The sequence below is a fragment of the Pseudomonas sp. PB101 genome (genome assembly GCF_009764265.1).
In the GTDB taxonomy this organism is placed as follows: Bacteria; Pseudomonadota; Gammaproteobacteria; order Pseudomonadales; family Pseudomonadaceae; genus Aquipseudomonas.
This window is the reverse complement of record NZ_RWIR01000007.1, coordinates 17,909-32,822: the sequence shown is the minus strand read 5'-3', so window position 1 is coordinate 32,822 and position 14,914 is coordinate 17,909. Positions and strand designations below refer to the sequence as shown.

11 protein-coding genes are annotated in these 14,914 nt (G+C 60.7%); all 11 read right to left on the bottom strand.

Annotated features, from left to right (window positions below):
* Positions 1-104: 104 nt before the first annotated feature.
* Positions 105-971 carry an oxygenase MpaB family protein gene (locus tag EI969_RS01545; RefSeq protein ID WP_160385635.1) on the bottom strand — a complete coding sequence of 289 codons (867 nt, stop codon included), beginning with the start codon at positions 969-971 and terminating at the stop codon, positions 105-107.
* Positions 972-1,095: 124 nt separating this feature from the next.
* A complete protein-coding gene (gene acs, locus EI969_RS01540; protein ID WP_160385634.1) occupies positions 1,096-3,033 on the bottom strand; it encodes an acetate--CoA ligase in 1,938 nt (645 codons plus the stop codon).
* A gap of 185 nt (positions 3,034-3,218) precedes the next feature.
* The gene (gene pgi / locus EI969_RS01535) at positions 3,219-4,883 is read right to left on the bottom strand and encodes a glucose-6-phosphate isomerase (protein WP_160385633.1); all 1,665 of its coding nucleotides are present in this window, start codon (positions 4,881-4,883) and stop codon (positions 3,219-3,221) included.
* Between the two features lie 224 nt (positions 4,884-5,107).
* Entirely contained in the window at positions 5,108-5,488 is a 381-nt protein-coding gene (gene panD, locus EI969_RS01530) for an aspartate 1-decarboxylase (RefSeq protein WP_008153310.1), read from the bottom strand.
* Positions 5,489-5,659: 171 nt separating this feature from the next.
* A complete protein-coding gene (panC, locus tag EI969_RS01525; RefSeq protein WP_160385632.1) occupies positions 5,660-6,520 on the bottom strand; it encodes a pantoate--beta-alanine ligase in 861 nt (286 codons plus the stop codon).
* On the bottom strand, positions 6,517-7,317 hold the full coding sequence (gene panB / locus EI969_RS01520; RefSeq protein WP_110661771.1) for a 3-methyl-2-oxobutanoate hydroxymethyltransferase: 801 nt from the start codon (positions 7,315-7,317) through the stop codon (positions 6,517-6,519). Before panB ends, panC begins: the two co-directional genes overlap by 4 nt.
* A 274-nt stretch (positions 7,318-7,591) precedes the next feature.
* Complete coding sequence (folK, locus tag EI969_RS01515) at positions 7,592-8,077, bottom strand: 2-amino-4-hydroxy-6-hydroxymethyldihydropteridine diphosphokinase (protein WP_160385631.1); 486 nt, start codon at positions 8,075-8,077, stop codon at positions 7,592-7,594.
* Between the two features lie 3 nt (positions 8,078-8,080).
* On the bottom strand, positions 8,081-9,481 hold the full coding sequence (locus EI969_RS01510) for a polynucleotide adenylyltransferase PcnB (protein WP_160385630.1): 1,401 nt from the start codon (positions 9,479-9,481) through the stop codon (positions 8,081-8,083).
* Positions 9,482-10,276: 795 nt separating this feature from the next.
* Positions 10,277-11,716, bottom strand: coding sequence for a sigma-54 dependent transcriptional regulator (locus EI969_RS01505; RefSeq protein WP_160385629.1), 1,440 nt, complete (start codon positions 11,714-11,716; stop codon positions 10,277-10,279).
* A gap of 22 nt (positions 11,717-11,738) precedes the next feature.
* Complete coding sequence (locus tag EI969_RS01500; protein ID WP_160385628.1) at positions 11,739-14,693, bottom strand: sensor histidine kinase; 2,955 nt, start codon at positions 14,691-14,693, stop codon at positions 11,739-11,741.
* On the bottom strand, positions 14,677-14,853 hold the full coding sequence (locus EI969_RS01495; protein WP_003176118.1) for a hypothetical protein: 177 nt from the start codon (positions 14,851-14,853) through the stop codon (positions 14,677-14,679). Before EI969_RS01495 ends, EI969_RS01500 begins: the two co-directional genes overlap by 17 nt.
* Positions 14,854-14,914 lie beyond the last annotated feature (61 nt).

Below are 14,914 nucleotides of genomic sequence, written 5' to 3'. Positions count from 1 at the left end.
TTAACAGTTTGGAGCACAACCTGTAGGAGCTGGCTTGCCAGCGAAGGCCGCAACATGGCTTATCTGACAATCCGCGTTATCGTTCATCGCTGGCAAGCCAGCTCCTACAACCCCATCCGTCGTTTAGCCCGCTGCACCGACCCATTACGCACCGCCCAGCGCAGCATCGGCGCACTTCGATTGACGCTGGCGCGGATCAGTTTGCGTTGCAGCGGGTTCTGGCTGACGCCGAGCATGTCACTGGCCCAGTCCGGCAGCAGGTCGATGCCGGCTTGCATCATCAAACCGCCAAAAGGCTTGGCCAGGCGACTGGGGGAGGGCGCGTTCAGCAACAGGCGCAGGACTTCACGGCTGCGCTCGTCACACAGCAGTTGTGGACGGATACGCTCAAGGTAGTCGGCAACTTCCCGGCGCGAACGGGGCACATCCCGGGCACCCAGGCGCTCGGCGACCAAGGCGATTTCCGCGTAATAGCGATCCTGATCGGCGGGTGAAAGATGCGGGTTGCGATAGCGCAAATGAGCAGCGAGGAAATTGCTGACTTCCGCCACATGCACCCAGGTCAGCAGATCGGGATCGCTGGCGGCGTACGGGCGCCCGTCCGGCGCGGTGCCGGTAATCTGCAAATGGATGGTGCGGACTTTTTCGATCAGCCAGTCGGCATCCTGCCGCGAACCGAAGGTGGTGCCGGAGATGAACTGCCCGGTGCGGCGCAATCGGCCGAGCATGTCTTCACGGAAATTCGAATGGTCCCAGACTCCGGCCAGTGCCAGTGGGTGCAGGGCTTGCAGCATCAGGGCGCTGATGCCGCCGATCAGCATGCTGCTGAAGTCGCCATGGACTTGCCAGCTCACCGAGTCCGGTCCGAACAGGCCGGGGTCGCCCTTGGGGTTTTCCAGGTCGAGTTTGCCCAGGGACAAACCGGTCAAGCTCATGATCTGGGTTTCGATGCGGGTGCGGATGAATTCCATGGTGACTCTGTAATTCTGTAGGAGCGAGCTTGCTCGCGATGGACGCTAACGATAACGCGTGTTTCCTGAATATGCGCGGCGCGCTTTAGTCCATCGCGAGCAAGCTCGCTCCTACAAAGGCACGTTATTGATTCAGGCGTTTATCAATCAAGCCTTGTACCACGCTTGGATCGGCCAGTGTCGAAGTGTCGCCCAGGCTGTCGAGTTCGTTGCAGGCGATCTTGCGCAGGATGCGTCGCATGATCTTGCCCGAGCGGGTTTTCGGCAAGGCCGGCGCCCACTGGATCAAGTCCGGCTTGGCGAAGCTGCCGATTTCCTGGCTGACAAGGGCCAGCAATCCTTTTTTCAGTTCGTCGTTGGGTTCGGCACCATTCATGGGTGTGACGAAGGCGTAGATGCCTTGGCCCTTGACGTCGTGGGGGTAACCGACCACGGCAGCCTCGGCGATGCTCTCGTGCAGCACCAGGGCGCTTTCCACTTCGGCGGTGCCGATACGGTGGCCGGACACGTTGATCACATCGTCGATGCGGCCAGTGATCCAGTAGTCGCCATCTTCATCGCGTCGCGCGCCATCGCCAGTGAAGTAGTAACCGGGATACGGTTTGAAGTAGGTATCGACCATGCGCTGCGGGTCGCCGTAGACGCTGCGGATCTGTGCCGGCCAGCTGGACTTTATGGCGAGTACGCCGCTGCCGGGACCTTTGATTTCCTTGCCCTGCTCATCGAGCAGCACGGGTTGCACGCCGAACATCGGTTGGGTCGCACAGCCGGGCTTGATCCGCTGCGCGCTGACCAACGGGCTGAGCATGATGCCGCCGGTTTCGGTCTGCCACCATGTATCGACGATCGGGCAGCGTTCTTCGCCGACCTCATGGAAGTACCACTCCCAGGCTTCAGGGTTGATCGGCTCGCCGACCGTGCCGAGTAGTCGGATGCTGGCGCGGGAGGTTCCCTTCAATGGTCCGGGGCCTTCACGCATCAATGAGCGCAGGGCCGTCGGGGCGGTGTAGAAAATGTTCACCTTGTGCTTGTCGATGACCTGCCAGAAGCGCGAGCTGGTTGGATAGCTCGGCACGCCTTCGAAGATCAGCGTGGTCGCGCCGTTGGCCAGCGGGCCGTACACGATGTAGCTGTGGCCGGTGACCCAGCCGACGTCGGCGGTGCACCAGAAGACTTCGCCGTCGCGGTAGTCCAGCACGTACTTGAAGGTCATCGCGGCTTGCAGCAGATAGCCGCCGGTGGTGTGCAGCACGCCTTTGGGTTTGCCGGTGCTGCCGGAGGTGTAGAGGATGAACAGCGGGTCTTCGGCATCCATCGGTTCGGGCGGGCAATGGCTGTCGGCGTCGCGCAGGGCCTGCTGATAATTGATGTCGCGGCCTTCGACGCGGTTCACCTGCCCTTTGCTGCGCTCGACCATCAGCACTGTGCTCACGTCCGGGCAGCTTTGCAGCGCCTTGTCGACGTTCTGCTTGAGTGGCACGACCCTGCCGCCACGCACGCCTTCGTCGGCGGTGATCACGGTGCGGCAGTCGGCGTCGAGAATGCGGTCGCGCAACGAGTCCGGGGAAAAACCGCCGAACACCACCGAGTGCACCGCGCCGATGCGGGTGCAGGCAAGCATGGCGTAGGCCGCCTCCGGAATCATCGGCATATAGATGCACACGCGGTCGCCTTTCTTCACGCCACGGCTTTTCAGCACGTTGGCCAGGCGGCAGACGTTGTCATGCAGTTGTTTGTAGGTGATTGATGCCGAGTCGGCAGGGTCGTCGCCTTCCCAGATGATGGCGACCTGATCGCCGCGTTTTTCCAGGTGTCGGTCGATGCAGTTGTAGCTGACGTTCAATTTTGCGCCGGCAAACCAGCTGGCTTCACCGGTCTTCAGGTTGTAGCGCTGGACGGTTTCCCAGGGCGCGCTCCAGTCGAGAAAACGCGCGGCCTGTTCGGCCCAGAAGGTGCTGGGGTGTTCGATGGATTGGCGATACAGGCGCTGATAGTCGTCTTGACTCAATTGCGCAGCCCGGCGGACGGCATCGGCTTTGGGGAACGTGCTGATATCGAACATGACGGTTCCTTATTCTTGTATTGCGACAAAGATAAAGATGCGCCGAGAGGTGAAAGGGTTCAAGAGGGGAGCTGTGCGACCCTCGTAGGAGCTGGCTTGCCAGCGAAGGCGGTGGATCAGTCAAAATTTATTGGACTGACACACCGTCATCGCTGGCAAGCCAGCTCCTACAGGGGGCCATCAAATCACCCGCGGTGACGACCGCGGAAGTAGTTGATCAGCCCTTGGGTCGAAGCGTCTTCGGCGGCGGTTTCTTCGCTGCCGACCAGACGGTTGTAGACGCCTTTGCCCAGCTCTTTGCCCAGTTCCACACCCCACTGGTCGAAGGCGTTGATGCCCCAGATCACGCTTTGCACGAAGACTTTGTGTTCGTACATCGCCACCAGGGCGCCGAGGCGACGCGGGCTGATGCGTTCGACCACCAGGGTGTTGCTCGGACGGTTGCCCGGGATCACCTTGTGTGGCGCCAGCTTCTGCACTTCGTCTTCGCTCAGGCCCTTGTCACGCAGCTCGGTTTCGGCCTCGGCCAGGGTCTTGCCGAGCATCAGCGCCTGGCTCTGCGACAGGCAGTTGGCGTACAGCCACTGGTGGTGGTCGGACACCGGGTTGAAGCTGACGATCGGCACGATGAAGTCGGCCGGGATCAACTGGGTGCCCTGGTGCAGCAACTGGTGATAGGCGTGCTGCCCGTTGCAGCCAACGCCGCCCCAGATCACCGGCCCAGTGTCGGTGGACACGGGCTTGCCGTCCTGGCGCACGCTCTTGCCGTTGGATTCCATGTCCAGCTGTTGCAGGTGCTTGGTGATGTTACGCAGGTAGTGATCGTACGGCAGGATCGCGTGGCTTTGCGCGCCCCAGAAGTTGCCGTACCACACGCCGAGCAAGGCCAGCAGCACCGGCATGTTCTGTTCGAATGGCGCGGTCAGGAAGTGCTGGTCCATGGTGTAGGCACCGGACAGCAATTCCTTGAAGTTGGACATGCCGATGGCCAGGGCGATCGGCAAACCGATGGCCGACCACAGCGAGTAGCGGCCGCCGACCCAGTCCCACATCGGGAAGATATTTTCTTCGCGGATGCCGAACGCCACGGCGGCGGCGTTGTTGCTCGATACCGCGATGAAATGGCGATACAGCTCGGCTTCCGAACCACCCTGGGCCAGATACCAGGCACGGGCGGCCTGGGCGTTCTTCAGGGTTTCGAGGGTGTTGAAGGACTTCGACGAAACGATGAACAGCGTGGTTTCGGCACGCAGCTTCATGGTCAGCTCGTGGAACTCACTGCCGTCGATGTTCGCCAGGTAGTGGCAGCGCACGCCTTTCTGGGCGTAGGACAGCAAGGCTTCGGACACCAGCTCGGGGCCGAGGAAGGAGCCGCCGATGCCGATGTTGACCACGTCAGTGATCGGCTTCTCGGTGTAACCGCGCCACAGACCATCGTGGATACGGCCCACGAGGTCGGTGATCTGGTTCAGCACCTTGTGCACTTCCGGCATCACGTTGACGCCGTTGACCGACAGCTTGTCGCCAACCGGGCGCCGCAGGGCGGTGTGCAGGGCTGGACGACCTTCGGAAGCGTTGACGATTTCGCCGTCGAACAGCGCCTTGATCGCGCCCTTGAGGTCAACTTCGTCGGCCAGGCCCACCAGCAGATTGCGGGTCTCGGCGTTGATCAGGTTCTTCGAGTAGTCGAGAAACAGACCGCAGCTGCTGAGGGTGAATTGAGTAAAACGCTGCGGATCGGCATTGAAGGCTTCGCGCATGCTGAAATCCTGCATGGCTTGGCGGTGGTCATTCAGCGCTTGCCAGGCAGGCAGAGCGGTAACGTCGTGAGGAGTGCGGTAATACGCCATCGCTGCGGGTTTCCTTATTACTTGAACGGCCTTTTGAACACTAAAAATCCCGGAGCGCTATGGATGGGCGTTCCGGTCAACTGCGTCGACACGATTTCATGGCGCAGGGCGAATACAGTAAACCCCGCGCAATGATCTGTCTTGACTTTGTCTGAGCTGTTTCCGGTACTTTTTTAACATCGAAGTTAGGAATAGTCCGACAAACGGAAGAGACAGGACTCGGATCAGGCGACCTGGACCGGAATGGCGTTGCTGGTGTGGCTCAATTCATTGCCCGGTGCCATGTAGAGCATGCGTGGCTTGAAGTTGAGCAGTTCGGCTTCGCTGTAATGGGCGTAAGCGCAGATGATCACGCGATCGCCGACCTTGGCCTTGTGTGCCGCGGCGCCGTTGACCGAGATCATGCGCGAACCCTCTTCGCCACGGATGGCGTAAGTGGTGAAGCGCTCGCCGTTGTCGATGTTGTAGATCTGGATCTGTTCGTACTCGCGGATACCGGACAGGTCCAGCCACTCACCGTCGATGGCGCAGGAGCCTTCGTAATCGAGTACGGCGTGGGTGACTTCGGCGCGATGCAACTTGGCTTTGAGCATGATGGCGTGCATGGATGTTTCCCAGGTCGGCGGGCACATGGCCCGAAGGGTTTGTGGGCGTAACCCCCTGTAGGAGCGAGCCTGCTCGCGATGGACGTTAACGATTACGCGTGTTCCTGAATGTACGCGGCGCGTCGGAATTCATCGCGAGCAGGCTCGCTCCTACAGGAGCGATTTCGGTGATTAGATCGGCGCGTCGAGATTCAGGTGCAGGTTGTCGATCAACCGTGTTGTCCCGAGGAACGCCGCCACCAGGATCACCAAGTCACGATCCTGCGCCGTCGCCGGGCGCAAGCTCAGTGCATGGCGGATTTCCAGATAGTCAGGACGCAGGCCCGCGGCTTCGAGCTGTTGGCGCTGCATACCGATCAGCGCCGGGAAATCGCGTTCGCCCAGCTTGATCGCCTCGCTGATCGCATTCAGCGTGCGGTAGACCACCGGCGCTACGGCCCGCTGTTCCTCGTTGAGGAAACCGTTGCGCGAGGACAGCGCCAGGCCATCGGCCGCCCGTACGGTCGGCTCGCCGATGATCTGGATCGGCATGTTCAGGTCATGTACCAGCGCACGAATCACCGCCAGTTGCTGGAAGTCTTTTTCGCCGAAAATCGCCAGGTCCGGCTGGACCATGTTGAACAGCTTGCTGACCACCGTCGCCACGCCTTCGAAATGCCCGGGCCGGCTGGCGCCGCACAGGCCTTCGGACAATTGCGGGACACTGACGCGAGTCTGGCCGGCCATGCCGTCGGGGTACATCTCTTCGACAGTGGGGGCAAACAGCAGATGGCAACCGGCCTGGAGCAGTTTTTCCTGGTCGGCGGCGAGGGTGCGCGGGTACTTGTCGAGGTCTTCACCCGCACCGAATTGCAGCGGGTTGACGAAAACGCTCGCCACCACGAAGTCTGCCCGTTGGGAGGCCTTGGTCACCAGCGCAACATGGCCGCTGTGCAGGTTGCCCATGGTCGGTACAAAGGCGATGCGCTTGCCTTCGCTACGGGCCCGGGCCACGGCGGCCCGTAGTTCTCGTACGGTTTTTACGGTGTTCATGCAGAGAATCCGTGTTCGATCCCAGGGAAAGTCGCCGCCTTGACTTCAGTCACGTAGGCATTCAGTGCAGCTTCAATGCTGGTCTGGCCAGTCATGAAGTTTTTCACGAATTTTGGCACGCGGCCGGTAATGGACAGCCCGAGCATGTCGTGCAGGACCAGCACCTGGCCGTCGGTACGATTGCCGGCGCCAATCCCGATCACCGGGATCTTCACCGCCTGGGTGATTTCTTCCGCCAGTTCACTCGGCACGCATTCGAGCAGCAGCATGGCCGCGCCGGCCTGTTCCAGGGAGATCGCGTCGGCACGCATCTGCCGCGCCTGGTTTTCATTGCGACCCTGGACCTTGTAGCCGCCAAGGATGTTCACCGATTGCGGCGTCAGGCCCATGTGCGCGCACACGGGGATGCCGCGCTCTGCGAGCAGGCGGATCGAATCGGCCAGCCACAACGCGCCTTCAACCTTGACCATGTGCGCGCCGGCCTGCATCAACAGGGCGCTGTTGGTCATGGCTTGCTCGGTGGTGGCGTAGGCCATGAAAGGCAGGTCGGCGAGGATCAGGGCGTCGCTGTTACCGCGTTTGACGGCAGCCACGTGGTAAGCCATTTCCGCGGTGGTGACAGGCAAGGTGCTGTCGTGGCCCTGCAAAACCATGCCGAGGGAGTCGCCCACCAGCAGCACTTCGACACCGGCCTGGTTGCAGGCATGGGCGAAGGTTGCGTCATAGCAGGTCAGCATGGTGATCTTTTCACCTTTTTGCTTCAGACCTTGCAGGGTGGTCAGGGTGATGGCTGGCATGAAAAGTTCCTCATTCAGGCGCTGTGGAAACTACTGCGAGTAACGCGCGTGATTCTTCGTTGAATACAGGCGCACGCTCTTTTGTCGTGCTTTTAAGGCCTGGATTGCGCCCTTGAACGCCGGTTGGCGGCAGCGGGACGCCTATAGTCGTGAGGAGAACGAGGGAAGTCAATTGCGTGTGTTACCGCATTGTTACGGGTGGGGTGTTACCGGGGTAACTGATGCGATTCAGCAGCAGATCTTGTGCCTGGCCAAACCTGATGCGGGAGTGGGGTCAGTGTAGGTGCAGGCGTTCCAGGCCGACGAACGGGCATGCCTTGAGTAGTTCGGTCAGAGTGCGGCCATCGGCCAGGCGCAGATCCGCAGGGGCCAGTTCCGCCAGCGGATACAGGACGAAGGCCCGTTCCTGCATATGGTAATGAGGCACCTTGAGGCGCGGTTCGTCGATCAGGCGATCACCGAACAGCAAGATGTCGAGGTCCAGCGTGCGTGGGCCCCAACGCTCAAGGCGCTCGCGGCCCTGGCCGTTTTCGACGGCCTGCAAGGCATCGAGCAAATCCAGTGGCGCCAGCGTGCTGTCGAGAGCGGCCACCGCATTGGTGTAGCGCGGTTGGCCGGGCAAAAGCGAGTCGCTTTGATAAAACGCGGACACCCCGACCAGTTCCGTGTGCGGCAAGTACGCCAGCGCCTCGACGGCGCTGCGCAATTGTTCGGCAGGGTCAGCCAGGTTGCTGCCCATGCCGATGTAGATGCGTTCCATCGATTACTCGCCCGTGGTGCTCGAAGCGCCGGCGGCGCGTTTGCGCTTGGAACCACCGCTGCGGCGACGCTTGCGCGGAGCACCGGTGCCATCTTCCTTGCCGCTGAGATCGCGAATCATGTCGCGACGCTCGCTTTCATTGGCGTCCTGATAGTCCGTCCACCATTCGCCCAGGCCATCGGTCTGCTCGCCCGCACTCTCGCGCAGCAGCAGGAAGTCGTAGCCGGCACGGAAGCGCGGATTGTCCAGCAACAGATCGGCACGCTTGCCGCTGCGGCGCGGCAGGCGTTCCTGCATGTCCCAGATCTCGCGGATCGGCATGGTGAAGCGTTTCGGAATCGCGATGCGCTGGCACTGCTCGGCAATCAGCTCGTGCGCCGCTTCCTGCATCGCCGGAATCGGCGGCATGCCACGTTCCTGCAAACGCAGGACGCGGGCCGGCAGGGCAGGCCAGAGCAGGGCTGCAAACAGGAACGCCGGGGTTACCGGTTTGTTCTGCTTGATCCGCAGGTCGGTATTGATCAGGGCTTCGCTGATCAGGGTGTGGGTGTACGTCGGGTTGTATTCCAGTGCTTCGGCGCTGGCCGGGAACAGTGGATCGAACAGCTGCAGGTCGACCAGCATTTCAAACGTATCGGCGGCATGACCGGAGAGGAACAGCTTGAGCACCTCTTCGAACAGGCGGGCCGACGGGATCTCGCGCAGCATTGGCGCCAGGCCGCGGATCGGCAGGGCGCTGTGTTTTTCGATGCCGAAGTTCAACTTGGCGGCGAAACGCACGGCCCGCAGCATCCGTACCGGGTCTTCCTGGTAGCGTTGCGTCGGATCGCCGATCAGGCGGATCAGGTGATTGCGGATGTCGTGTACGCCATTGGCGTAGTCGAGGATGCGTTCGCTGACCGGATCGTAATACAAGGCATTGATGGTGAAGTCGCGACGTTGCGCGTCTTCTTCAAGGGTGCCATAGACGTTATCGCGCAAGATGCGCCCGCTTTCGTTGCGCGAAGACTGGTTGCTGTCTTCCTCGTCTTCGTTTTGCGGGTGATTGGCGCGGAAGGTCGCGACTTCGATGATTTCGCGGCCGAAATGGATGTGCACCAGCTTGAACCGGCGCCCGATTATTCGCGCGTTACGGAATTCGGCCCGCACCTGCTCGGGTGTGGCACTGGTGGCAACGTCGAAATCTTTCGGCGTGATGCCCAGCAGCATGTCGCGCACGCAACCGCCAACCAGGTAAGCCTGATAACCGGCGTTCTGCAGGCGTTCAACGATATTCACCGCGTAGCGGCTGAATTGCGCCTTCTGCAGCGAGTGTTGGCCGCTGTTTAGCACTTCAGGCGTGCTGCGAATGTGTTGCGTAGGACGCTTGGGAGTACGGAATGACTGGAACAGCTTCTTCAGCATGGGATGCACTGTTTGAAGGAATATTCGGCCATAACAGAAGAATGACCGCATGATGGGCGGGGATTCTAGCATTTAGTCGGGGGATGGTGTAGGACGGCGCAAATTGACCTTGTAGGAGCGAGCACGCTCGCGATGGTCGTTAACGATAATGCGGGAATCAGGTGTCCAGCGGCGCCAATGGGTTTTTCGCGAGCAGGCTCGCTCCCACAGGGGTTTTCCGAATCACGGAAACCACAAGGGGAGCCGAAGCTCCCCAAGAAGTAGTTGCATGCTCTATTTTTATTTTTGGTTTCGGGCTTCTTGTTTTTGTTGAGTGCCCTCGCCATGAAGCTTTCCTTCATGACCCTCCCAATCGGGAGCCAAGAGCAAACGGATTGCTTTGGTCGCTGAATTGCAGTGATCTTTCGATCCAACCAGTACAGGCTCTGTCTTAAGACAGTTTTTTGTTGTTCTCGGCCTGGTCGTGGGGCAAGCCCCAAATACAACGCCTCTCCAAAAGAATCAGTTAGCTGCGCCTCTCGCCGTCTTGTTTTTATTGTGCGTGAGTCGATTCGTCTTATTTTTATTGTCTTGTGCATTGCTTGTTATTGTTCTTGTACCAAACATATAGCAGGGTGCGTGCCAACTTTTGCGAAACCCAATAAAACAAGGGGTTAGGCCGAACGACAGGCATTTCGAGGGCCAAAAAAAGCCGGGGCTTCGTTACCGTAAGCCCCGGCTTCTGTTACGTGAAAAAACCGAGGTAACAGTTTTTTCACAAAGTCACGTGTTACCCGCACATGCGACAGGTGTGGTTCAGCTTTCGCTGGCCACCCCGGTCTTGCGCCGCGGGATGCCCAGGCGCTGACGACGCTCCCACAGGCATTTGCGACTGACCCCAAGCTTGCGGGCCAGCTCGGTTTCGGTCATGTGGTCCTGATGCTCGAGGACGAAATGCTGGAAGTAGTCTTCCAGGGACAGGTCTTCGGTCGGTTCGTGGTTGCTGTTACTGCTGCTGCCGTTGCCCTGTTGGGGCGCAAGGCCAATGAACTCGTCGTCGTCCAGGTCGCCCAACTCGATGTCGATGCCCAGCAGCTCGGCGGAGATTTCCGGGCTTTCGCACAGGATAACGGCGCGCTCGACGGCATTTTCCAGTTCACGAACGTTGCCCGGCCAGGAGTAGTGACGAATCGCTTGCTCGGCATCTGCGGCGAATTTCAGGTCGGTGCGGTTGACTCGCGCACTTTGCCGCGCCAGGAAGGCGTTGGCGATTTCGTTGACGTCCGCACCGCGTTCGCGCAGGGCGGGCAGCTTCAGCGCGATCACGTGGAGGCGGTAATACAAGTCTTCACGGAACTGGCCGATCTTTGCCAGGCTCTTGAGGTCGCGGTGAGTCGCGGCGATCAGGCGCACATCGACTTTTTGTGACTGCACCGAGCCTACACGACGAATTTCGCCTTCCTGCAATACGCGCAGCAGGCGAGCCTGGGCTTCCAGTGGCAGTTCGCCGATTTCGTCGAGGAACAAAGTGCCGCCGTCCGCCGCTTCCACCAGGCCGGCGCGCCCGGCGCTGGCGCCGGTGAATGCGCCTTTTTCGTGGCCGAACAGTTCGGACTCGATCAGGCTTTCCGGAATGGCCGCGCAGTTCACCGAAATCATCGGCGCCTTGGCGCGTTTGGACAGGTTGTGCAGAGCGCGCGCCACCAGTTCTTTACCGGTGCCCGATTCGCCCTGGATCAGCACGTTGGAGTCGGTCGGCGCGACTTTGCGGATCTTGCCGTACAGGTCCTGCATCGGCGGACACGAACCGATAATGCCGATTTCACCATTGCTGTTGTCGGCACCGGATTTCGCCGCGCCATTGGCGGCTTTGCCAGGAACGGCTTCGCCACCGGTTTGTGCCGTTTGTCGGTCACGCAGGATTCGTGCGGCGGCTTGCAGCATTTCGTCGTGGTCGAATGGCTTGGCAATGTAGTCCACCGCGCCCATTTTCATCGAATCGACCGCCGAGCGCAGGCTGGCGTAGCTGGTCATGATCAGCACTGGCGTGCCTTGGGCGAGCTTGATCAACTCCGTGCCAGGCGCGCCCGGCAGGCGCAGGTCACTGACGATCAGATCGAACGAGGGAATGGTGAAGCGTTCTTGTGCTTCCTGCACTGAACCGGCTTCGCTGACCTGGTACTGGTTACGTTCCAGCAGGCGGCGCAAGGCGGAGCGGATAATGGTTTCGTCTTCGACGATCAAAATGTGCGGCATTGATTCGATACTCTCGACGGTCTCAGTTCACAGCGGACGTCGCTTCGACATGACGCGGCAAGGTAACCCTGATTCGGGTACCGCGTTGGCTTTGAACATCAGCCGGGCTGTCGATGGTGATTTGTCCATAATGCTCTTCAACGATGGAATAGACCAGTGCAAGGCCCAGACCGGTGCCTTCGCCAGGGTCCTTGGTGGTGAAGAAAGGTTCGAACAATCGGTCCATGATGCTCGACGGAATACCGCTGCCTTCGTCCTCCACGATCAGGTCGACCGTGTGTTCGCCGGCTTCGCTCTTGACCCGTACCGCACTGCCGGGAGGCGAGGCGTCACGGGCGTTTGAAAGCAGGTTGATCAATACCTGGGCCAGCCGTTGCGGGTCGCCTTCGACCCAGTGATCGGGGTCGCACAGGTTGTAGAACTGCACTTCGAAATTGCGTCGGTTCAGGGCCAGCAGGCCGATGGCATCCTGAGCCACTTCGGCCAGACAGACGGGCTCGTCGCTGTGCTGATGGCTGCCGGCATGGGCAAAGCTCATCAATGACTGGACGATGCGCGACACGCGTTTGGTCTGCTCGAGGATCTGGCCGCTGATTTCCTTCAGCTCGCCGTCTTCTTCCCGTTCTTCGCGCAGGTTCTGCGCCAGGCACGCGATACCGGTGATCGGGTTGCCGATTTCATGGGCGACGCCGGCCGCCAGTCGACCGATGCTGGCCAGGCGCTCGGAGTGCACCAGTTTGTCCTCGAGCATCTGGGTTTCGGTCAGGTCTTCCACCAGCAACACCAGGCCACTGTTGCCCGGCGCGAGGGGTTCGTCGATCGCCGCCTTGTGCAGGTTCAGCCAGCGAGTCTGGCCGTCGAGGGCCAAGTGCTGCTTGTGCAAGTGCTCGTCCGGCAGATTGATGAAGCCTTGCAGCAATTCTTTCCACGGATCGGCAATGGTGCTCAGGCGGGAACCGACCACGCGTTGCGCGGCGATGCCGGTGAGTTCCTCCATGGCCTTGTTCCACATGAGGATCTCCTGATCCTTGGCCAGCGAGCAAACGCCCATCGGCAATTCCTGCAGGGTCTGGCGGTGATAGCGGCGCAGGGCATCGAGTTCGGCGGCCAGGCCGGTCAGGCGCGAGTGGTAGTCCTCGAGGCGGCTTTCGATGAAGTGAATGTCTTCGGTGACATAGTTTTCACCGCCAGCCTTGTACGGCAGGAAGGTTTCGACCATGTCCTGGGCCACGCTCGGGCCCATCAGGCCGGAGAGGTTGGCCTCGATGCGGTCACGCAAGCGGCGCAGGGCATACGGTCGGCGTTCGTCGAAAGGCAGATAAAGATCGCGCAGTGCCTGTTCCACTTCTTTCTGTGCGGCTTTTGCACCTAATGGCTTGGCCAGTTGCGTGGCGAATTCCTGGGGCGAGGCGGCGTGCAGTTCCCGGCGTTGCGGGCGGCGCACGTTGTCCACGGCGCAGGCTTCAGCGGCGCTGGCCTCTTCGGTGCTGGCGTTGGTGAACAGCGAGATCAGGGTGAACATCAGTACGTTGGCTGCCAGCGAGGCAATCGCAGCCATGTGCCAACTGGTGTCGTCCAGCACGTAGATCATGTTCAGCAGCGGAATGTAGAAGCCCTGCAGGTTGCCGACCAGTGGTAACAGCATGGTCACCAGCCACACCAGGATCCCCGCCAGCAAGCCGGCGATGAAGCCGCGACGGTTGGCGGTCGGCCAATACAGGACAGAGAGCACGCCCGGCAGGAACTGCAACGTGGCGACGAACGCGACGATGCCGAGGTTGGCCAGGTCCTGCTCGGCACCGAGCATCAGGTAGAAGCCGTAGCCGGCCATGATGATCGCGACAATCAGCGCCCGGCGGGTCCACTTCAGCCAGCGGTAGATGTTGCCTTCGGCCGGTGGTTGATACAGCGGCAGCACCAGGTGGTTCAAGGCCATCCCGGACAGCGCCAGCGTGGTGACGATGATCAGGCCGCTGGCGGCGGACAGCCCGCCGACATAGGCAAGCAACGCCAAAGCCTTGCTGTTGGCGGCGATGCCGATGCCGAGGGTGAAGTACTCCGGGTTGGTGGTGGCGCCCAGCTTCAGGCCGGCCCAGAGAATCAGCGGCACCGCCAGGCTCATCAGCAACAGGAACAGCGGCAGGCCCCAGCTCGCGCTGACCAGCGAGCGCGGGTTGAGGTTCTCGGTAAAGGTCATGTGATACATGTGCGGCATCACGATCGCCGACGCGAAGAACACCAGCAGCAGCGTCCGCCACGGGCCTTCCTGCAACGGCGTATGCAGGGCGGCGAGGGCGGTCTGGTTTTGCAGCAGCCACAGTTCAAGCTGTTGCGGGCCGTCGAACACGCCGTAAAGCGCATACAGCCCGACACCGCCGAGGGCGATCAGTTTGATCACCGACTCGAAGGCAATCGCGAACACCAGGCCTTCGTGTTTTTCGCGGGTGGCAATGTGGCGGGAGCCGAAGAAAATCGTGAACAGCGTAATCAGGGCGCAGAAGCTCAGGGCCACGCGATGCTGTACCGGCTCCTGGGTGAGGATGCTGATGGAGTCGGCGACCGCCTGAATCTGCAAGGCCAACAGCGGCAGTACGCCGACCAGCATGAAAATCGTGGTCAGCGCACCGGCCCAGGTGCTGCGGAAGCGGAAGGCGAACAGGTCCGCCAACGACGACAGTTGATAGGTGCGAGTGATCTTCAGGATCGGGTAGAGCAGCACCGGCGCCAGCAGAAATGCCCCGGAGACACCGAGGTAGCTGGAAAGAAAGCCATAGCCGTACTGATAGGCCAGGCCCACGGTGCCATAAAACGCCCAGGCACTGGCATAGACGCCCAGCGACAGGGTGTAAGTCAGCGGGTGGCGAATGATCGCCCGGGGAATCATGCCCCGTTCACTGATCCAGGCCACACCGAACAGCACCGCCAGGTACGCGGCGCTGATCAGGATCATCTGGGTCAGGCTAAAGCTCATCGGCATCTTTTTGGCTCTGCAGGATGAAGGTCACGACGATCAGAATCAGCCAGAGCAGATAAGGGCGATACCAGGCGCCAGTGGCGTCGATCCACCAATCCATGATGGCCGGGGAAAACAGGTAAATCCCCACTACCAAAAGCAGGACCAAGCGATAGATGTACATCCCGGCCTCTCTTTTTTTATGCGCGTGCCCGAAAACGTGCGGCGATGGTAACGGATGGGCG